The organism is Methanobacterium alkalithermotolerans (assembly GCF_018141185.1).
Lineage (GTDB): Archaea > Methanobacteriota > Methanobacteria > Methanobacteriales > Methanobacteriaceae > Methanobacterium_F > Methanobacterium_F alkalithermotolerans.
Window position 1 is genome coordinate 631,389 of record NZ_CP058560.1, and the last position, 20,891, is coordinate 652,279.

Here is a 20,891-nt window from a genome sequence, read left to right on the forward strand (position 1 = left end):
TAGATTATTTTGATGTTTTGTAAAAAAATTGAAATTGGTGAAACTCATATAAATTTCAGTTCTGACATGGAAAACATTGATATTTCCAGTTTCATAATAAATGAACGCCTGAAATTAATTAGTTATATTAAAAGAAATCCTGATTTTAAAAACTCTCTGGAACCAGTCCCCCGGGATCATAGTTTAAAAAATGCCCCATTAATTGTTAAAATGATGGATCGGGCCAGTAGAAAGGGAGAAGTTGGACCTATGGCCGCAGTAGCAGGGACCATAGCAGAATTATCCTTAAGCTTTCTCTTGAAAAAAGGTTCAAAATATAGTATTATTGATAATGGTGGAGATATTGCCCTTAAAACCAATAAAAAAATAGTCTGTGGACTTTATGCAGGTAATTCTTCTCTTTCAGGTAAAATTGGGTTTGAAATTAAGGCCGGTAAAGTTCAGGGAGTATGCACTTCTTCCGGGACAGTAGGTCACTCCATTAGCTTCGGTAGGTCTGATTCGGTTACTGTATTTGCCACCCAGGCCAGTGCTGCTGATGCACTTGCGACAAGTATTGCTAATGAGGCAAACGGTGATTTGGATTCAGATGCTGTACAAAATTGTCTGGAAAGAGCTGATGATTTTAAAGAATACTTAAAAGGAGTGCTGGTTATAGTGGGGGAATCTGCCGGTACTCTTGGTAAAATTCCAACTCTGGTTCAGACTAATAAAAAAAGAGCATTAGGGGATCTCTTTGAAATTTAAAAATTGAATAAGTCCTCGGGAAATTAAAACTAAAAAAAGTGAATTAATAAAAAACAAATTGAGATATAGAAAATAATTAATATATCCACAATTTAAGAGTTAGCCTCAGATCGCCCATCATTCATCACTAATCAGAGCTCATAGGGTTCATCACTGGCCAAAAAATAAAAAGAGATAAAAAGCAGATTTAACCGAACATTACTCCTGCTTCTTTTTTATACTCTTCTTCAGTTTCAACACCCATTATTTTATCAACAGCGTCTATGAAGTCATTCATAGTGACTTCTTCTCTTTCATCCCGAATGGCAAACATACCTGCTTCTGTACCAATAGCTTTAAGATCCGCACCAGATGCACCTTCAGTCAGACTGGCTAGAAGTTCAATATCCACTTCTTCAGCTAAGGCCATGTTTTTAGTGTGTATTCTTAAAATTTCTTTTCGTGATATATCATTAGGTATAGGGACTTCGATGAATCGATCAAAACGGCCCGGTCTTAAAAGAGCAGGATCCAGAATATCTGGCCTGTTGGTGGCAGCCACTATACCCACATCTCCTCTTGCTTCAAAACCATCCAGTTCAGCCAGTAATTGCATTAATGTTCTTTGTACTTCCCTATCACCACTGGTGGAGCTTTTTAATCTCTTGGCAGCCACCGCGTCAATTTCATCAATGAATATTATACTGGGTGCTTTTTCCTTTGCCAGTTCAAATACGCCTCTAACCAGTCTGGCTCCTTCTCCAATATATTTGCGTACAAATTCAGAAGCCACGATTTTAATGAAGGTTGCATTGGTCTCATGAGCCACTGCTTTTGCCAGTAAAGTCTTTCCTGTACCAGGAGGACCATATAAAAGAACACCTTTAGGAGGTTCAATGCCTATCTTTTTAAATAGCTCAGGTTTTTTCAGTGGTAATTCCACTGTTTCTTTAACTTCCACCACCTGCTCAGCTAAACCACCAATTTGATCATAAGAAACATCAGGTTTTTCTTCAACTTCCATCCCTGTAACCACCGGATCCTTTTCAGAGGGCAATACATCAACAATACTAAATGACTGTTGATTCAAAGCCACCCTGGCACCAGGTTCCAATAATTTTTCATCTAAGAATCTTGAATAGTTAATTACAAAATGAGGTCCTGTACTGCTTTTGACTGCAATACGGTGATCATCTAAAACTTCAGTAATAGTAGCAATCACTAAGGGAGGGGATCTAAATCGTTCCACTTCTCCTCTTAAGGATTTAACTTCCCGATCAAGGCGGATTTTTTCATTTTCAATTAAAACTTTGTCTTTTTCAAGTTTTCTGACTTTCCACATCAGGTTCCTTTTAGTTTTAGTGTTTTCTTCTTTAAGTAATCTAATTTCTTTTTTAAGGTCTTCAATTTTCTTCAAAATAGTTTGGGAGGAATTTTCCATAGTTTGAGAACACTCCTATATAAATTTTAATGATACTATCTTTGTTTTATTAATATTTAAAGATTGAGGTAGAATCAACTAAATTCTTTTAATCTCCTAAAAATAAAAATAAAAAAATTCCCTGATAATTTATTACATGATATAATTAATTCTATTAGTTTATGGAAATATAAATATCTGTTATTTAAGCCAAATAATTAAATAATTAAAAACATTCAAGTTAATTTAATAACTTGAATTAAAATTCCAATAAATGATATATAATTAAAAAAACAAAGGGATTTTACATGAGATGCGAGATTTGTGGGAAAAAGATTGTAGAGCAGCCTATAAAAACTAAAATAGATGGATCAGTTATGAATGTTTGTACTGACTGTTCAAAATTTGGCAAAATTCAAAGAGAGCCACCAAAACCAGCCAGGCAACGCCCACGCAGAATGGCTCCTCCTAGAAGGGAAATCACCTATGATATTTTAGAAGACTATCAGACCATAATTAGAGAAGCCCGTGAGAAAAAAGGATGGTCCCGTGAAGATTTAGGTGAAAAAATATATGAGAAAGTTTCGGTAATTAACCGGTTAGAAAGTGGAAAAATGGTACCGGATATTAAACTGGCCAGGAAAATGGAAAAAATCCTTAAAATTACCCTTATAGAAAAAATAGAAGATGCCAGCGGTGAAGATTTTAAATCAGCTTCCATGAAAGGAGCTACTATTGGAGATATAGCCCGCATTAAAAAACATTAAAAACCTGTACTTAATTTTTTTAATAATTTATTAGGTATCCAGATTTATGCCTTATTTATAAAGGCATACATTTCATTTGAAATATAAGAGCCTTATCTATTAAATATCCCTTAAAAAATAAGCAAAGTATAAATTTATTCCCTTAGTCAAAGTTTATGGGATTTTTAAGGGGTTAAAAATATTATTCTGACTTAAAGCATTGCTTTACTCTTGATTATAAACTTATATAAGTTAAAATTATAGAATGAGATTATTAAATTTCCTTAAAAAAAAGGCCCCTGGCTTTTTAGAAATTTGAGGTGGGGATTAAAATAAAAAAACTTAAATTTAAATTATCAATTTTTACTGGAAAATCCATATCATTCATACTTAAAATATTTTTAAAAAGCAGTGCCGGTGCCCTGCCAGGTAAAGTAGCCATGTCTATCTATCCTGATATATTAAAAGAAGTGGACCAGCGTTGTAAGAGAAAGGTACTTATAACTGGAACCAATGGCAAAACCACCACCAACAATCTTTTAGTCCATATAGTTAAAGGGAAATATACCCGGACTTTGTCCAATTTAAGAGGGGCTAATATGCCTCAGGGATTGGTAAGTGCTTTTATAAATGATTTAGAAGAAGTTTATGATTGGGGAATTTTTGAAGTAGATGAGGGTTCATTTAAAAGAGTAGTAAGAGATCTTAAACCTGATTATGTGGTTATCACCAACTTCTTCCGGGATCAGTTAGACCGTTATGGAGAAATAGAAAAAGCATTTCAGGATATTTATGAATCTCTGGAGCCTCTGGACACTACCCTAATACTTAATGCAGATGATCCACTTGTTTCTAACTTTAAAAAATTAGGAAAGAAAAATATATTTTATGGGGTCTTAGAAAACCAGTTTTGTGATAGTAATCAAAATGTGGTTGAAACCAATTTCTGCCCGGGATGTAATGAACATTTAGATTATTCTTATTTTAATTACGGGCAGTTAGGTGGCTATAGTTGTGCCCGTTGTGGCTTTGAAAATCCAGAAAGAAAATATGAAATCACAGATATACAATATCAGGGTGAAAATTACAGATTTGTCTTAAATACTGACCAAAATTTGAAAGATTTTGAATTCAAATATGGTGGTATTTACAATGCTTATAACTGCTGTGCAGCTACCTCTGCAGCTCTGGAAATGGGTATGGATCTGGATACGGTTACCAGGCGAATTGAGAGTTTTGAGTATAAGTTGGGAAGGATGGAAAATTTTGTAATTAATGAGAAAAATGTTAAAGTGGTGCTGGTAAAGAATCCTATTAGTTTAGGAGAAGTATTAAAGATTTTGGCCATGGATGATTCTAAAAAAAGTTTGTTAATGATATTAAATGATAATCCTGCCGATGGTGCGGATGTATCCTGGATATGGGATGCAGAAATAGAAAATGTGCACCAGGCCAAAAATCTAAAAAATATACATTTTACCGGTCGAAGACCCTATGATATGGCATTGCGGTTTAAGTATGCAGGAATATCCACCGAAAACTTCCATATTCATGAAAATATGGACCTGGCTCTGGATGAAATCCTGTATGAAGATGTGGAAACTATTTACATATTGCCTACTTATACTGCCTTATTCCATTTAAGAGAACTTCTTAATGCTCGAATTGAAGGTAAAGGTAGGACTATATCCTATTTTAGAGAGTTTTTAAAGAAAATTTGAAATTACCAAATCTTAAATAAAATTTATTGAGAGGATAATATGGAAATTAACATATTTCAGATGTACCCCGACCTTTTAAATCTATATGGAGATTTAGGTAATGTTACCTGTCTTAAAAAAAGATGTGAATGGTTAGGTATCCAGGCCAATATAGTGAATTTCAGTATAAACCAGGAAGTATCCCTTCAGGAGGGAGATATTTTCTTCATAGGAGGTGGATCTGACCGTGGTCAGAGTTTGATTTATTCCCACCTCCAAAAATATAAAAAGCAACTGGAAGAATTAATAGATGAGAATAAAGTTTTTCTGGCCATTTGTGGCGGATATCAGCTTTTAGGAAATAAATATATTGATGCTGAAGGAAATGAAATGCCTGGTCTGGAAATATTTGATTACGAAACTAAAAGTGAAGAAGGTCGTTTAATTGGTAATATAATCACCGAAAATACCCTGGGATTGAAACCAGATACACTGGTTGGATTTGAAAATCATGGGGGCCGGACTTATCATGACCTGCAGCCTCTGGGAAAAGTCATATCTGGATATGGAAACAATGGAAAAGATGAAAAAGAGGGAATGGTGTATAAAAACTGTATTGGAACCTACTTACACGGGCCACTGTTACCTAAAAATCCACATCTGGCAGACTACCTCATATTGAAGGCACTGGAAAGAAAATATGAAATAAAGTCATTAGATAAGCTTGATGATAAAATCGAATATTCAGCCCATGAAAAGGTTATAAAACTCTATTCACCAAGATGATTCACAGTAAATTTCACGAGGAAAAATATTAGTCCCAAAAAAAGATTTTTTAATTTTTAATTCTTTTTGTGAGAATAGTATCCTTTAAAATCAGGTGCATTATGCATCTTTAATTTTAAAGTTTCATATTCTTCGTATTCATCACTTACCACCACTACATGAGCCGGGGGGTGGATGCTTTTTATTTTCATTATACTCAAAGTGGTATCCTGTTCCAACCTGGCCATTACTGCTACCTGAGAACGGTTCCTCAACCTGGTTTTTAATATGCTTTCCACCATTTTATCTGCATAATTATGATCCAGTATCTTAGGTTTTCCCTGGACTTTCAACCCGGCATGGCGTTCGATATCTGCCAGTGCATTTAGCAATTTTTGATTAGCATCCGCCCTTATTATGATTAAAGAAATTTTAAATACCCCCGGTTATCTCTTTTTAAAGGAGGTCAAAAGCGTGCTTCTAAAGAGTACCAGCAATACCAGTACAAACCCAATAGCAGTTTGAACATTGCCCACCACATCCAGTACATTAGCACCTACCGGAAGTTCCCATGGTGGTGAAGTTCTACCACCAGGTAGGGGATTATAATAAATACCCACCGCTCTGGAAGATTCAACTGCATTGATATCTTTAGGTTCCACGTAATTTACTCCTACAATGTATCCACTTTTAATAGCCCGATTTAAAGATTCGGCAATGGCATTGGCATTGTATCCATTTCTTTTAACCGAGGCCCTTACAATTTCTTTGGTGGTCTCACTAACACCCACCTCATCACTACCATATACTGATACATAAACACTGTCCTGAGTTACGGTAATAGCATTGGCCAGGGCATCATAAGCATAAATGGTCTCCAGGGGAGTGCCATCTACCGGGCAGAGGGTATAACTTTCTGCAGTAGGATAGCCTGCACTCCATCCACATACAGGACATACCTTGGTATAGGGCTCATTCATAGGATAACCTGTTTGATTAAGGTCTGCGGGAGTGAACATGTCCCCGGTGGTAAGTCCGGAGTTTAAATTCACCGCACCACCCCCATATTTTTCTCCAGCATCCTTGGATACCTCTTCAAATACTTTACCCATTATGGTTGTGGCTGAATAGCCATCTCGTATCATTTTTCCAATATTAACCGCGGTTTCTCGCCTGACCCTTTCTGCAGTTCCATATTGGGGATTGCCAGCTGTGTTTCTTAAGTGAATTATGGCCCCTCTTTGACCAGGAGCTAAAGAAGCCACCCCTCCTGATTGGGGAGTAACTCTAATGGTTCCATCATCTTCTACTAACACCAGATAGGCCGTAAAGGTTCCACCTACTGCCGCCCCAATTTTAGGGCCACCAGTCATGACCCTTATTCCTGGAAAGCCGCTTGCTGCTGCAGCTGCCTCAGAAGCAGTGGCACCATTATCTAAACGACTAATAGTTTCCACAATAGCACCTAAACGATTAATAGCATCCCCTTCCCCACCAGAGAGAACCACAAATTGTTTTTCTTTGGACATGAGAAAAGTGGATTGGAACATGTTTTGTGCAAAGGACATACTGCCCCCAGCAGCCCCATTAGGATCTTTACCAGTGGGGTCAGTGATTATAATAACGTTCATGGTGGCCGAAACAGTATTCATGGCCAGGAGTAAAACCAGAAAGAAAACTACAATTCTAAAATTTTTTTTCAAGGTCTAATCCCCCTAACATCCACTGTGGAAAAGTCTTCTATAACATTAACAGTGACAATTCCTGTTTTAACATCAACTTTTACATCAGCAGCCACAATTGGTGTAACCCGGGTTCCCGGAATAGTACTGAGAGTAACAAATTCTTCAGCCATACTTATGGCCTCATTCAAAGGGAGTTCCCTTCTAGATGTAACCAGTACATCACCCTTAATATAACTTCCCGTCCTGAAGCCAGCTCCGGCCATATTGCTCCTGATAGTTTCCAGTGGAACAATATCACTTCCCTTTATAATTATTCCAGATATGGGAACCCCGTCTGCTTCTTCAGTAGATGATGCAAACGCCATATAGGTCATTAATCTACCAGAAACAATTAGCATAAATGCCAGTAATAATATAATTAGAGTGTCTCTTCTAATTTTAAGGAACATTCATTTTCACCTAATCATTGATATGTGTATGGAAATTTAATTATTTTAAGTTATAAACTTGATTATTATTTTAATCTGATATTAATTTATAAATTAATTTGTTTTTTTAGTTAATTATAAAAAGTTAATAAACAAGCCCTAAAAAAATAAATTGACCAAATTTAAAAACTTCTTCAGGTAATCTACTTTAGTATTGTTGATTAATAATATAAAAAACTATTTTTATTGGGTTCCATCATTGACAGGGCCCAGGGGATATTATAAAGAATAATGATAAATAAATATAACAGGAATTAGCAGACTATATTTTTATTAAACTATAAAAATCTTTCGCAAATATGGGTTTGTAAAGTTTGTGGGTGTTGTTATTTTTTTATGTGCTTTTTTGTCCAATTTTTCATTTTGTAGTGTAGATAAGTGAGTATTCCTTTTTTGGTTTTGTATTTCTTTTTTATTTGTTCTGGTTCTGTTTGTCTGTAGTAATTTTCCACAGTATTAGATGTTCGTGGTATTTTATTGTTTTCCATGAACGTGGTGAGTCTTTTATAGTCTGGAATGATTTTTTGTTTAATAAAACGCTGTAATAAACGTGGAATTCTATTGAAATCGTTTAATAGTTTTTCTAGTCTTTTTTGACTGGTTTTTGAGTTGTATGTGCGGAATATGTTTTTGATATCGGTGAAATATAGGCATAAACTGATTTTTTCACGTTCTGTGACTTTTTTACTGCGTAATTTTTTGTATAATTTGTCACCAATCATTTTAAACAAGTGAAATACGCATAATTGGTGTTTAACACCAATATAATCCATTATATTTTTATAAAGTGGCATATGGTCGGTGGTGACTGATATTAATGGTTGATTAATAGTTGATTCTTCTATAAACTGTGTAATGGCTTGTGGTGTTCTTTTAGGGACTATTTGTTCGGCTATTGGAATGTTGCGTATTTGATCGTATAATGTTAATCTGTACATTCTATGGCCATTAATTCGTAAAAATTGCTCATCATAAGTGTAATATCCTGAATAAAAGCGTTCAGTGTTTTTGATCATGTTTTTATTGTTTATGGTAAGCCAATTTCTGATGGTTTGGTGTGATGGTGAATTTTCCAGGAAGTTCTGCAGATCTTTCTGAGTTTTTCGAAGCGAACGGTAACCTGTCTCCAAAAAACATTCTAATTTATCTTTAAATAAGTTAATATATCGTTTATAAGGTTTTATAATCGATTTAATGTTTGTGGTGAATTTTCGCCCACAAGTTTTACACAGATATCTTCTTAAATAAACATTTAAAGGTTCTTTATCGTCAATTAACAGTTTTCTTTGACGATATTCTTGTTTAATAACATTTTTTGAACCACAATATGGGCAAAGTAGGTTAATATATTCGAAATGATTATTTTCATGGAGATAAAGTTTCTGATTAATATTTTGAGTGTTTTTAACCGGTTTTAATCTATCATTGAGAATTGTTTCAAAATCATTTTTTCCTGTGAAAAAATCGGAAAGTTTAAGTTGTATGGAGTCAATATTACAATTGAGAGTAGTTAATATTTGATTTCGCATGATAATATATCTACTCTCACTTAATACTTATATTTAACCTCTTTAATTTTGAATTATGGGGTCAGAGGATCTAGAAAATAAGATTTTAAAATTTTTTTCCGCAAACCCTCAACACCCATAAACTTTACAGTCTCGCAAATATAATATTTTAGCTAATGTACCTTATTTAATTTAATAATTAACGATTTTTCAAGAAATCATAATAATTTATCCAAAATTTCTGAAGCAGGATCCATTCCCTGCGCTCCCATAAGCAGAATAGTGTCATCTTTATGGGCAGCCCTTAAAATTTCATTTAATGATTCTTCCAGATTCTCAAAGAACTTAAAATTTAAATCATGATCATTCAGGGTCTGGAAAAAGATTTCTTTTTCTTCATACTCCACCTGATTGAGGTGATCTACCACATCATTACTGCTGGTGAGATAGATTTCAAATTCCATCTCCTGTTTTTTATTATTTTTTAGAAGAGATATGGTCTCGGCTAAAGCCCGGGCATTGATTAAATTGATATCCTTACCTCTGGAACCTCTAATAGCACACAGCACCCATAAATTTCCTGAGGTGATTTCCACTGCACTTTTAATGGTGGCTTTAATTCCATCAGGATTATGGGCAAAGTCATCTATGATGATGGGAGATGAATTTAGAATAGAGAATCTTCGTTTAAGCGGTTTATAAGTATAAAGTCCTTTTTTTATAATTTCTAAAGGAATATTTAATGAAATACAAGTAGAAATGGCTGCTAAGGTATTTTGAATAAAGTGGGGGCTGGTAAAAGGCAACCGGGATTTTTCCAGTAGGAGTTCACCCCTATAAAAAATGCCAGAATCCTGAAATTCAAGTTCAGAACCTTCCCCAAAAAAAAAGGATTCAACAGAAAAGTTTAAAAGCTGCTGCATTCTAACCACCATCTCATCTTCGTGATTTAAAACAGCAACCCCTTTATCCAGAGCCTTTATACCCCCAGATATTTCTTCAAACGCTTCATCCAGAGAATTTACCAGGCCGATATGGTCCAGGGCAACATTGGTAATAACCACTACCTGGGGATTTATAGCCCGGGTCATAAGTAGGGCATGATCTTTCATAACTTTGTCAAACCACCCCTGAACTTCAGAAACCTCGATAACCAGATACTCAATTTTTGCACCCTGATGCTCCTGGTAAAAATTTGAGATATTCTTAGCCACCATGGGATCAATTAAGGTGTTGAATTCAGATTTAGAATCAGTATTGGTGAATACACTATATCCTCCTTCTTTTAAGATATGATAAATGAGATGGGTGGTGGTTGATTTTCCATTGGTTCCCGTAATTGCCACCTTCTTAGAGTCCGGGGCAAATTTCTCAATAGTCCATTTTAAAGCAAAGGCATTGGCCAGTTCTATCTTATCCACTATTATTAGATTTAAACCCCGTTTCAGGGCCGTTTCCCGGGCCTTACCCCGGGAGTTTTGGGTAATGAAACAACCCACTTTTTTTTGTGCAGCTATTTTAATTCCATTTTCATCCACCCAGTGCCTTATAACAATATCACCCTCTTTAGCATCACTTAGAAGATTAAAAACTCCTTTTAAGATCTTATTATCTCCAATGAGTTCTCCTTTAATCTCACGTGCCAGATAATAGGTTTCAAGATGGTTCATTTTCTTCCCTTTTAAATGTTATTAAAAAAGTTTGAGATTCAAGAATACAGGGTAAATGTAAGGGCTATTAAACATACTATGGCAGTAATAGACCAGTATAAGATTACAATTTTGGTTTCAGAGAATCCCCGATAATGTAAAGTATGGTGTAATGGTTCTACAGGTAATTTAATAATCTTCAAGCGGTGCAGAAGACTTATCACTACAGAAAGTATAGGTACAAATAGAGAAACCACTGCAAATGGGATAATGTCTCCTAACATAGCTGCCACAGCAAACCCACCACCTAGAGCAAAAGCACCGGTGTCACCCATAAATATAGAAGCCGGTGCGCGGTTATATACCAAAAACCCGAAGCAAAGTCCAGACAAAACAAAGAAAGTTAATGCTACGTCGGCCTTGCCTGTGATTAAGGCAAAAATGGCGCATGAGAAAGAGGAGATTCCCACAATACCTGCAGCCAAACCATCCATTCCATCAATAAGATTTACAGCATTGATTGCACCGACTATACCCAGTACTGCTACTGGAATTACCAGTAAACCAAGATTTATACCAAATATAGTGAAACTAACTGCACCAGAAGCTATTAAAAATATTCCAATTAAGATTTGGGAGAATATTTTTTCACTTTCCTTTATTTCACTTTTAATGGGAATTTCACGAATCAGTTCAAGCTTACTCTGATTTAGGAGATTTTGAACCTCTTTTTTTGCCTGGGGAGTTGCTACTCTTACTTCATCCCCTGGTTTTAGTATTAATCTTCCTAATTTAACTGGTTCATTAACTTTGTTTTTAACCACTTTCTGAAATTCTTTTACTTTAAGGCCAATAAGGTCATCGAAAAGTCCCACAATTCCGGAGACTACCATTAAAATCACAGTTAAAACCAGGATGGGAATTTCATGATAAACATTCAAAACAAATAGAGCACTTAACAGGATAGCTAGTCCACCCATTATGGGGGTTCCTTTCTTATGGCTGTGTTCCGAGATGATAGGCTTGTCTGTGATATCCGCCATCTTCATCACCCGCCGAATGAAGGGTGTGAAAAAAGCAGTTAGTAAAAAAGCGAGTATGAAGGGTATTAAAGTTGTAATTAATCCATTATAATTAATCAAATAATCACTACTCCATTATTTTGAGTTTTTTTGCAATTTTAATTGCTTCATTATTATTTTTAGCCTTTATAGTTATCCTTTGGGCTTTTTCATGCCCATGAACTACCCAGGGCCTTTCCTTTGAAAATAGATCAATCACAGGATGGTTTTTTTGATCTTTTTTAAAAATTTCATTTAATTCTACTTTGCGATGAGGAGGTATAATCATTTCCAGGGCGGCATTGCTTTCCATGTCGGCTTCAACATTTTTGACACTCCACTCACCCAGGGCCATATTTACCAGTTGATGTAAGGGATTAATAGAAGTGGCAGTTAAGGTAAGATAACGGGTGCCGCTGGGGCGAGTATTCACTTCCAGAGCATTTAATTCTCCTTTTAATGGATCAAATATGAAATCAACATCTATGGTTCCACTTGCTCCTAACTTATGCACTATATCCTGGGCCAGCATTCTTACTTGTTCATTATCCTGATTTTCAAGTTGGGCTGGTGCTCTCCTCATTTTAGTTAAAGGATGTTTACCTTCCATGGTAGTTTCTCCTTTATCTACCGGTGTAAGGGCTATGTACTTACCATTCCAGCTTAAAACTTCTATGGATATTTCAGTACCTTTAATAAATCGCTCCACCATTGCACTTTGATATTCCTTAAAGTAGTTATCAACATCCTTCTGGGAAAGAGCTATCTTAATGCCCAAACCGCCCTGGCCAGTGGCTTGTTTTAAAACTGCAGGATATTCCAGTTTAGAGGATATCCCTGTTTGAACATTATTATTTTGATAATACTGTTTCTGAGATATTTCTCTATATTCTGGAGTTTTTATGTTATGTTCTGCTAAAAATTTCTTTGTTTTTAATTTATTGATGGCAATTTCAGTGGCTGATAATCCTGATGCAATTACTGGTAAATTATATTCTTTTTCCAGTTTATCTTTCAACTGTGCCACTTCCAGGAGGGGAGTGTCAATCCCAATAAGAGGTACAACCGCGTCAACATCTTCTTTAATTGCAATTTCCAGAGGATAATCCATTCCTCGAGGAACCAGAAAATATTTATCGGCTAAATTTAAGTTAGGTGAATCCGGACTTGATTCTGATAAAATAGTTTCTATCCCTTTTTCATGGGCATAAAATGCCACTTCGTCAAATAATCTCGCACCAATAAACAATATCTTCATTATATCCTCGGCTAGTATCTTATAAAATGGGTTATCCAAAAATCTATATCACTTTGAAATTATATCTTTCAATAATTAAATTTTATCAAACTAAAATCATACATAAACAATCTGTTACTTAAATTAGAATATGATATCTGATTAAATTAAGTATTAATAGAATAAAAATAATCACAATTCTCTATTTTAATCCCTAGAATTATAGCTATTAATTACTGTGTTTTATTTTTATTAGTAATTAATATAGTTTATAAATCTATTTTTATTAGTAATTAATATAGTTTATAAATCTTCTTTAAAAAAAGTTCCCTGCTTAAATTCAGCGATATCGATATCTCTTGTTGCTAACTTTCTTTTATATTCGTTCTATCCGAAACAAATAATAACTAGTTGAAAATATATTTTATTATGAAAATAGTTTAATAATTTATTTCAGAAGTCATAATATTCTTTTAATCCTTTTAAACTTTATTCTTTAAATATAGAAATAAATAAACGGCAAATTAAAAAAGTGAATTAAATTCTAATAAAATTTTAATATACTAGATGGAAATAAATCCTAAACCCCACCCCTTGCGTGGTAGATTTGGAACTTATCATCCATGAGGATTTTTTTATGAAAGGAAAAATTATACTACTGGTTATAATACTAATATTTGGTTCTTATGTTGCCGTAGCACAGTCTATGAGTGATTTTGAGCCTGCTGGAAGAGCAGCATTTGTAAAACTTAAAAACCCAGACATGTACAAAGGCAATCCCCATTCAAAATTTGTGGCCAGCTACACTGAAAAAAAAGGATCCAATACTGCGCTGGTGGTACATGTTGCAGGGCATACCACAGGTTATCCCAATTATCATGAAGATGATGTTTACATACTTGAACTGGGAGTTATAGATAAAAAAAGAGGATATCAGCCAGATATGGACTGGGGAGATGTTATAGATGGATTTATATTCGGTGTATCTGATGAAAGATATAATTATGTGTCTGATGGAATAGTCTTCGAACATCTGGATGATGCATTAGCATATTTAGATAAGAAAGCTAAAGAAAATGGACAGAATGGTAAAAAAATCCTCTTTTATCATGGTTCAGTACGTAGTGGAAGTCCTATTATAAATCAGGGATGTGGTTTTGCACTTTACTATCTAATCTTGATACATGAATATGGTAGGCTGCCTGCTTATTATCATGTTATTACTGGAGCCATATTCCCTTATTTGAATAGTCCTTATGCTAATTATGAATTATCCCATATTTCAGAATTGCAGTACTATTACAATAACAATCAGCTAAATTACCTGGATAACCAATTTGATTAGTATTTCATCTTATTACTTAATTTTTTTGCTAAAAGATTACTTTCTAAAATGATTTCGATTGAATATCCCCAACAATCAATTCACCAAATAGTTAGATTTAAAAAAATTAATTATATTATCTATACTTTTTTTAACTTCTTTAGATATTTTAGAACCAATTTCCATCTTACCTGGTTGTAGACCCAGTATAACAACTTCCACGTCCATATCAGATTGCATATATTTTATTAAAAAGGAAAGGGGCATGGCATGGGTTGATATATTGTAGTTGGCAATTTCTTCTGTTTTAATGATTCGAATATGTCCAGGCAACTCTCCCATATCCACCGCATCAATTATAAGTATATGGCTGGGTTTTTCTTTTCTGATGGCCCCGGTGAAGTTTTCTGGTACAGCTCCTCCATCTATTACCACCGTAGAGGGACTATCACCAATTAGGGGAGATAGTTTTTGGGCAATACAAGGCCCCAGCCCATCATCACCCCTTAATTCATTTCCCATAGTTAAAATTATCAATTTATTGCTGCTTTTAAGAAATGTTTTTAATTTTTGTTTGAATGCTATCTAAACCACCCCCCATGGTGTAAGCGAGATTTACAGTAACTTTATCTCCTTTATTTGCATATAATTCATCCAGTGGTATAAAAAGCGGAGGATTCAACATGGGAGTAGGACCGCATATTAAATCTTCACTAAGTAAGGTGAAAGTGGTGAGTTTTAGTGCATTTATTTTTCCTGATTTTTTAAGATGAAAAACAATATCCTCCTCCACTTCTTCAATAATTTTCTCCTTAAAAAGTAGGGAATCATAAATTACCATAGAACCCAGCACCCTGTAATTGATTTTAGCTTGATCTTCATAAACCAGTCCAGGGTTTTCCATGCTGACTAGTTCCGCGCCATTTAAGACTCCGGCAGGGATAACAACACCACCAGAATTAAGGTATTTTAAGGCATGATTCAATACCGGGACCTGTTCTTCGTCAATTAAAGCAGTATCAAGCATTTCACATATAATTACATCCGCTTTGCAGGTGAAATTAAAACCATTGACATCAGAATTTATAACTTCAATGTTTTTCCAGCCCTTTAAGTTTTCTGCAGCATATGCTGCAGACCGGGTATGGATCTCTATAGAATAAATAAAATCAGAATAAGGGGCTGCGAAGCAGGACATTATCCCACTTCCTGACCCTAAATCAAAAACTACACCCCTGGATTTGGTTTTTATTGCTTCATAAAAAGCAGATAACCTCTCCTGATCTTTCAGGAGATTATAATGATAGGGTGTAGCCCAGAATTTCATGAATAAATTTTTATTAATCGTGGTCTATATGCTCTCCAGTAGCAGTACTGGTTAGTCTTACATGTTCGACCCCTTTTAGTCTCATCATTTTTTCGGTGAGGTTGCGTATTTTATCCACATCTTCCCGGACCACAATTACTTCCAGGCAGTATTTATCCGTCATGTGTACATGCATCACCGAATTGATGGCTTCTCGATAGTCATGCTGAATATCAGCCAGGTCTTCCATTACACCGGTGTAGTGGTGATCAAATATTACTGCAATCACACCAATCCTTTCACCTTCCATTTCATTCATCCATTGATAACGGACAATGTAATCTTTAAGTGCATCGCGTATTCCTTTAGATCGGGATTGATATCCTCTATCTTTTAAAACTTCATCAAATTCATGCAACAATTTTTTAGGTAAGGACATGCTTATTCTCATCATAATGTTCCCCCGTGGGTTATTATATTAATACTAATACATCATATTTATACTTTTTTACCAGAGCAATATTGTCTGCCATGAACAACCAAATAATATAAATTATCAAATTATGGCACACTAATAAAATTATGATAGGAATGAAGTAATAAATATTGTGGTAAAAATATATCAATGCAAAAAGTACAACCTTTATCATAAAAAGTTCATAACCCTATATAAAATTTGCCTTAACTACAAAGAAGGATTAAATTAAATTATAATATAAAAATATAAAGGTACTGGATTCTAAATTAATTAAATACGAGGGAATAATATGAAGGTTAAAGAAGCCATGAATCACGAAGTTATAACTATAAGTCCTTATACCCTGCCTTTAGAGGCTTTTGAAAAAATGTACAAGCACGGGGTAAGAAGGTTATTTGTTCTAGATGAAAATGACCAGGCCCTGGGAGTGGTATCATACACTGATTTAATTGGAGTATTAGGAACCATTAAACCAGGCCCCCAGGAAACAGAAGAAATAACCATAGCCGAAATCATGGTAGAAGATGTTATTACCATTTCTGCTAACGATGGTATCGAGGATGCAGCCAACTTAATGTTAAGAGCAGACATATCTGGTTTGCTGGTAATGGAAGATAATAAGCCAGTGGGTGTTATAACTAAAACAGATATTTGCAGAATGGTAGCTGCTGAATTATTGATACCCTCCTGAATATAATAAATATTTATTTTTTTTTGGGTTCTAGGACTTCTACTGCCTAAGGTAAATATTTTTTTTAGAATAATTTGAATTAATAAAATAATATTCAGGCAAACCATGATTACCATTACCAAGAAAGAAAAAAGTGTGTTTAACCAACTTAAATATCTTCAGATGGACTATTCTGGTGGCCTCTCAGTAAACATACTGAAGATGGATCTTGATTTATCTGAACACGAAATAAAAGAGATTTTAGATAATCTAGAAAAAAAAGGTCTGGTTTCAAGAGTAGATAAGGGGAAAATTAAGGCCAATTATCTGGATGATGAAATAGAAGTGGTTAATACTCAAAAAGATGTTAAAACCGCTGAATTGAATCAATTAGAACTGGAAGCTTTGGAAATAATAAGGAAATTAGCTAACTCCCAGGGAATTATTTCCAGATATATTTTAGAGGGTAATCTGTTATATGGTCCTTTGAAGGTAAGTAATTTCAGGATGTATCATATAATCATTTCCTTAGAAAATAAAAATATCTTAAGAAAATTAAAAAAAGATGATGGAGAATATTACCAGGTAACTATTAAATAAAATCAGATAAATCCCATAATATTGGATTAATCAAGATTTATACCTTTTTTAAGGGGTAATTTTCTTAGCCAACCTATATCACTTTTATAAAGCATCCTTATATCTTTTATTCCTAATTCTATCATGGCTAATCTTTCTATACCCAGTCCAAAAGCCGCTACAGGTGTTGTTACACCTAATGGTTCTAGAACCTCCGGACGGAACATTCCCGCACCTCCCAGTTCTATCCAGCTTTCTTTTTCTTCCAGATAAATTTCACACTCAGTAGAAAGATAGGTATAGGGGAAGTAGGCCGGGCGGAATCTCACTTCAAAGCCCAGTTTTTTATAAAATTCTTTTAATATGCCCAGTAAATTTCTGAAGTTAACTTCATCTGCAGCCACAATCCCTTCTACCTGATTAAACTCAGGTAAATGCTTGTAAGTAATGGTTTCCCTTCTGAAAACCCGACCTATAGAAAACATCTTTAAAGGAGGAGGGTTTTCTTTTAAAAATCTTGCCGAAACACAGGTGGTATGGGTACGCAGCACTGATTGACGGGCCACATCTTTATCCCAATTGTAACACCAGCCTTCAGATCCAGTCTGGGCACCATCTTCATGAACCTTTTTCACCTTATCTACCAGCTCCTCACCTGGCAGCCAGGAAGTAGATGGATTTTTAATATAAAAAGTGTCCTGCATTTCCCGGGCAGCATGGTCTTGAGGCTGGAAAAGGCAATCAAAATTCCAGAAAGCTGATTCTAAAATTGGCCCCCGGGATTCAGTAAAACCCATATTCAAAAATATATTCCTTATCTCATCCATTATCCGTCTTAAAGGATGCATTTTACCAGGGTGAAACTCAGGGTACTCCGCCTGTACATCATAACCCCGGTAAGTAAGGTTTTTCCATTTCCTCGTTTTTAAATGGTGATGAGTAAGCTGGGTGGCCTCTTCCTGAATTATTATGCCTTCATCTAATAGTTCCTGACCTTTTTTAGTTATAGAAATAGTATGATTGGTGATTTTATCAAAATTAATTAAGCCTTTGCGACTTTTTAGAAGTTTAAGACCATTTTGTAATTCTTCCTCCAGGTTAATAGATGATATTTCGCCCTGTTCTAAAATCATATGGAGAAGTTTTTCATCTATTTGAGGAGTTTTATGTGATTCCTCACCCAATATGGTGATTTTTACCATGCCCTGATCTATTTTAGCCCATTTTTTCCTTACTAACCAGCCCACTCCTATTTTTACATCCTTGGGATTTAATCCGGTCTCCTGTCCTATATCCTTCATAGGGATATTTTTCTGTAAATATAAAATTTCCAGTAGTTTTCTCTCAGGCAGACCATCCCGGGCGAATGCCTCTCCATCAGGAGATAAACTTAAGATTTCTTCCATATCCTTTTGAACTTTAACCAGTCCTTTGGAAGCCAGGGACCCGGCTGCACTCATAACCGATTTAATATCCAGGTTCTGGGATTGGACTATATCCTCTGGTGTAATTGATTGCCTGGATTTTTCCAGGGCTTTTAGAACTTTTTTTTCGTAAATATGTAATTCATTGATAATCCTAGTATTTTCTTTACTCAATAGAGTCACTTCCCATAATAAAGTGTTTTGTTAATCTTTAGTCCAGATTTTATAATCATAATTTTCTAATAATGCCACCATTATAGATGAAGCTGTTAAATCCGCGGTGGTACCGGGATTGTATCTATTCTGGAATAATTTCTCATCAAAAATTTCCAGTTCCTGAGCGCCCTCTCTGGTTAATATTCCTCCCTTATCTAATATATTCTTAGCCTCACAGGAAACCTCCCGGGATATATCCTTTCCATATTTACGGGAGATAAGGGTATCTGGAAAACGGGACAAAATAGTTAAAAAGGTCTGTACCGTAGCAGAGTTGGTATTATGATACTTTTTTATTTTTTTAAAAACTTTAAATCCATGTTCAAAGGTAACCGGCATTCTGGTGGTTAGTTCCCTGGCCAGTAAATCCCATCGGGCAGAAATCTCCAGTATCTGGAACATGTTAATATTTTTATCCAACAGTTCTTCATGGGAATCTTCCTGATTAACATCCAGATCATCTCTTTTACCCATTCCCCCTGCATCAGCCAGCTGAATAGCTTTATATAAATTTACAGCATCTTGAGAAGTGGTGTTAATAAGTAAAAGGTCGATATTCTCTCTTAGTTGGAAAAAACTATCACTCATGGCAGCTGCAGCAGAAATAGGAGTAAGTAGCATTACAATGCCCAGATTGGTATTATTCAAAACCCATTTATTTGTTTCCTGAACGGCTTCAAAAATTAATTTTCCCAGTCCCAGGGATGATAGATCCGAGCTGGAGCTGAGTTTTTCACCTTTTTTTGCTGCTTTTCTAATGGTATCCCCAATAACCACTCCGCTTATCAAGAAATCCTCAAATACCATATCATGAAAATCACGATTACGGTGAACATTTCCAGGCTTTGGATGACCACTTACTTCTAAAACCGATGCTATCTGGGCCGCTTTGACAATATAATCCCGATCCATTATTAAACCTCTATTCTAATATTTCCAAAAATTCAGGGGCAAAATGAGATATAATCAAATCGGCCCCGGCACGTTTAATAGAAAGTAAGGCCTCATATATTGATTCTTCTGTGAGATATCCTGCTTCTATTCCTGCTTTGAGCATTGAATATTCCCCACTTACATTGTAAGCAGCAGTGGGTACTTTGAATTCATCTTTAATCATTTTGATAATGTCCAGGTATGCCAGTGCCGGTTTAATCATTAATATATCCGCACCTTCCATTAAATCCAGTTCCGCCTCTCTTAGGGCTTCTAGTGTGTTGGAAGGATTCATCTGATAGGTTTTTCTATCCCCAAAACAAGGACCAGAGCATACTGCGTCCCTAAATGGAGCATAAAATGCAGAAGCATATTTAGCTGCATATGACATGATTAATGTATCTTCAAATCCATTAAGATCCAGCATTTCCCTTATGGCATCTACCCTCCCATCCATCATATCAGAGGGGGCCACCACATCTGCCCCTGCTTCCGCATGGCTTAAAGCAATCTGAGCTAAATGTTCCAGGGTTTCATCATTAAGTATTTTTCCATCCTCCACAATCCCACAGTGGCCCTGGGTGGTGTACTGGCAAAGACAAACATCGGTCATTACCACCAGATCGGTTTCTTCTTTTAGAAGTTTTATGGATTTTTGTACGATTCCCTGGGGATCATGGGCTGAAGAACCAAAATCGTCCTTTGTAGCGGGCAAGCCAAATAATATTATTGATTTTAATCCTTTTTCTTCCAGAATTTTTGCCTCATCCACCATATCCTCCAGGGCATAACGTTTTTGTCCCGGCATAGTATCAATTAATTCTACCTGGCCTTTTTTAAGCTCTTCTTTAACAAAAACTGGATAGATGAAGTTTTCAGGCACCAGCCGAGTTTCCTGTAAAATATCCCTTATTTGGGAATTTTTTCTAAGTCGGCGCATCCTGGTTATTGGAAATTCCATTTAATCACCTTATAC

General features: G+C 35.3%; 21 protein-coding genes. 7 read left to right on the forward strand and 14 right to left on the reverse strand.

Annotation, left to right across the window (positions count from 1 at the left end; genetic code table 11):
• Nucleotides 1–12: 12 nt before the first annotated feature.
• Complete coding sequence (locus tag HYG87_RS02930) at nt 13–747, forward strand: UPF0280 family protein (protein ID WP_211533748.1); 735 nt, start codon at nt 13–15, stop codon at nt 745–747.
• A 187-nt stretch (nt 748–934) separates the two neighbouring features.
• On the opposite strand, the gene HYG87_RS02935 is transcribed toward HYG87_RS02930, so the two are convergent.
• Nucleotides 935–2,167, reverse strand: coding sequence for a proteasome-activating nucleotidase (locus HYG87_RS02935; protein ID WP_211533749.1), 1,233 nt, complete (start codon nt 2,165–2,167; stop codon nt 935–937).
• 287 nt (nt 2,168–2,454) lie between these two features.
• On the opposite strand from HYG87_RS02935, the gene HYG87_RS02940 reads away from it, so the two are divergent.
• From HYG87_RS02940 to HYG87_RS02950, 3 genes are all read left to right on the forward strand, one after another.
• Entirely contained in the window at nt 2,455–2,913 is a 459-nt protein-coding gene (locus tag HYG87_RS02940; protein WP_211533750.1) for a multiprotein bridging factor aMBF1, read from the forward strand.
• Nucleotides 2,914–3,212: 299 nt separating this feature from the next.
• Nucleotides 3,213–4,613: a Mur ligase family protein gene (locus HYG87_RS02945; RefSeq protein WP_211533751.1), complete on the forward strand. Its 1,401-nt coding sequence runs from the start codon at nt 3,213–3,215 to the stop codon at nt 4,611–4,613.
• Nucleotides 4,614–4,652: 39 nt separating this feature from the next.
• The gene (locus HYG87_RS02950) at nt 4,653–5,378 is read left to right on the forward strand and encodes a type 1 glutamine amidotransferase (RefSeq protein ID WP_211533752.1); all 726 of its coding nucleotides are present in this window, start codon (nt 4,653–4,655) and stop codon (nt 5,376–5,378) included.
• A 56-nt stretch (nt 5,379–5,434) separates the two neighbouring features.
• Here the strand turns inward: HYG87_RS02950 and HYG87_RS02955 are convergent, their stop codons facing one another.
• From HYG87_RS02955 to HYG87_RS02985, 7 genes are all read right to left on the reverse strand, one after another.
• Nucleotides 5,435–5,788, reverse strand: a complete 354-nt coding sequence (locus HYG87_RS02955; protein WP_256438708.1) for a DUF356 domain-containing protein — start codon at nt 5,786–5,788, stop codon at nt 5,435–5,437.
• Between the two features lie 15 nt (nt 5,789–5,803).
• Nucleotides 5,804–7,009: a hypothetical protein gene (locus tag HYG87_RS02960; protein ID WP_211534190.1), complete on the reverse strand. Its 1,206-nt coding sequence runs from the start codon at nt 7,007–7,009 to the stop codon at nt 5,804–5,806.
• Nucleotides 7,010–7,056: 47 nt separating this feature from the next.
• Entirely contained in the window at nt 7,057–7,491 is a 435-nt protein-coding gene (locus tag HYG87_RS02965; RefSeq protein ID WP_211533753.1) for a hypothetical protein, read from the reverse strand.
• Nucleotides 7,492–7,856: 365 nt separating this feature from the next.
• Nucleotides 7,857–9,059 (reverse strand): transposase family protein, encoded by a 1,203-nt coding sequence (locus HYG87_RS02970; protein WP_211532611.1) that lies wholly within the window; start codon nt 9,057–9,059, stop codon nt 7,857–7,859.
• Between the two features lie 197 nt (nt 9,060–9,256).
• Nucleotides 9,257–10,708, reverse strand: a complete 1,452-nt coding sequence (locus HYG87_RS02975) for a Mur ligase family protein (RefSeq protein WP_211533754.1) — start codon at nt 10,706–10,708, stop codon at nt 9,257–9,259.
• Nucleotides 10,709–10,746: 38 nt separating this feature from the next.
• Nucleotides 10,747–11,730, reverse strand: a complete 984-nt coding sequence (locus tag HYG87_RS02980; RefSeq protein WP_249164879.1) for a glycosyltransferase family 4 protein — start codon at nt 11,728–11,730, stop codon at nt 10,747–10,749.
• Nucleotides 11,731–11,836: 106 nt separating this feature from the next.
• On the reverse strand, nt 11,837–13,006 hold the full coding sequence (locus HYG87_RS02985) for an ATP-grasp domain-containing protein (protein WP_211533756.1): 1,170 nt from the start codon (nt 13,004–13,006) through the stop codon (nt 11,837–11,839).
• A 616-nt stretch (nt 13,007–13,622) separates the two neighbouring features.
• Here HYG87_RS02985 and HYG87_RS02990 point away from each other — a divergent pair.
• A complete protein-coding gene (locus HYG87_RS02990) occupies nt 13,623–14,330 on the forward strand; it encodes a hypothetical protein (protein WP_211533757.1) in 708 nt (235 codons plus the stop codon).
• A 75-nt stretch (nt 14,331–14,405) separates the two neighbouring features.
• On the opposite strand, the gene hycI is transcribed toward HYG87_RS02990, so the two are convergent.
• From hycI to nikR, 3 genes are read right to left on the reverse strand one after another with little or no spacing between them, the layout of a single operon-like run.
• Complete coding sequence (gene hycI / locus HYG87_RS02995; RefSeq protein WP_256438697.1) at nt 14,406–14,846, reverse strand: hydrogenase maturation peptidase HycI; 441 nt, start codon at nt 14,844–14,846, stop codon at nt 14,406–14,408.
• 13 nt (nt 14,847–14,859) lie between these two features.
• Complete coding sequence (locus HYG87_RS03000; RefSeq protein ID WP_211533758.1) at nt 14,860–15,636, reverse strand: methyltransferase domain-containing protein; 777 nt, start codon at nt 15,634–15,636, stop codon at nt 14,860–14,862.
• A 13-nt stretch (nt 15,637–15,649) separates the two neighbouring features.
• Nucleotides 15,650–16,069 (reverse strand): nickel-responsive transcriptional regulator NikR, encoded by a 420-nt coding sequence (gene nikR, locus HYG87_RS03005; RefSeq protein WP_211533759.1) that lies wholly within the window; start codon nt 16,067–16,069, stop codon nt 15,650–15,652.
• 313 nt (nt 16,070–16,382) lie between these two features.
• Here nikR and HYG87_RS03010 point away from each other — a divergent pair, with 313 nt between their 5' ends.
• Nucleotides 16,383–16,784, forward strand: a complete 402-nt coding sequence (locus HYG87_RS03010) for a CBS domain-containing protein (RefSeq protein ID WP_211533760.1) — start codon at nt 16,383–16,385, stop codon at nt 16,782–16,784.
• A 105-nt stretch (nt 16,785–16,889) separates the two neighbouring features.
• A complete protein-coding gene (locus HYG87_RS03015; protein WP_211533761.1) occupies nt 16,890–17,363 on the forward strand; it encodes a hypothetical protein in 474 nt (157 codons plus the stop codon).
• A 26-nt stretch (nt 17,364–17,389) separates the two neighbouring features.
• Here the strand turns inward: HYG87_RS03015 and pheS are convergent, their stop codons facing one another.
• Genes pheS through hemB form a run of 3 tightly spaced genes read right to left on the reverse strand, consistent with a single transcriptional unit; the run spans nt 17,390 to nt 20,876 of the window.
• Nucleotides 17,390–18,940, reverse strand: coding sequence for a phenylalanine--tRNA ligase subunit alpha (gene pheS / locus HYG87_RS03020; protein ID WP_211533762.1), 1,551 nt, complete (start codon nt 18,938–18,940; stop codon nt 17,390–17,392).
• A 30-nt stretch (nt 18,941–18,970) separates the two neighbouring features.
• A complete protein-coding gene (locus tag HYG87_RS03025) occupies nt 18,971–19,894 on the reverse strand; it encodes a triphosphoribosyl-dephospho-CoA synthase (protein WP_211533763.1) in 924 nt (307 codons plus the stop codon).
• A 10-nt stretch (nt 19,895–19,904) separates the two neighbouring features.
• On the reverse strand, nt 19,905–20,876 hold the full coding sequence (hemB, locus tag HYG87_RS03030) for a porphobilinogen synthase (protein ID WP_211533764.1): 972 nt from the start codon (nt 20,874–20,876) through the stop codon (nt 19,905–19,907).
• Between the last annotated feature and the right edge of the window lie 15 nt (nt 20,877–20,891).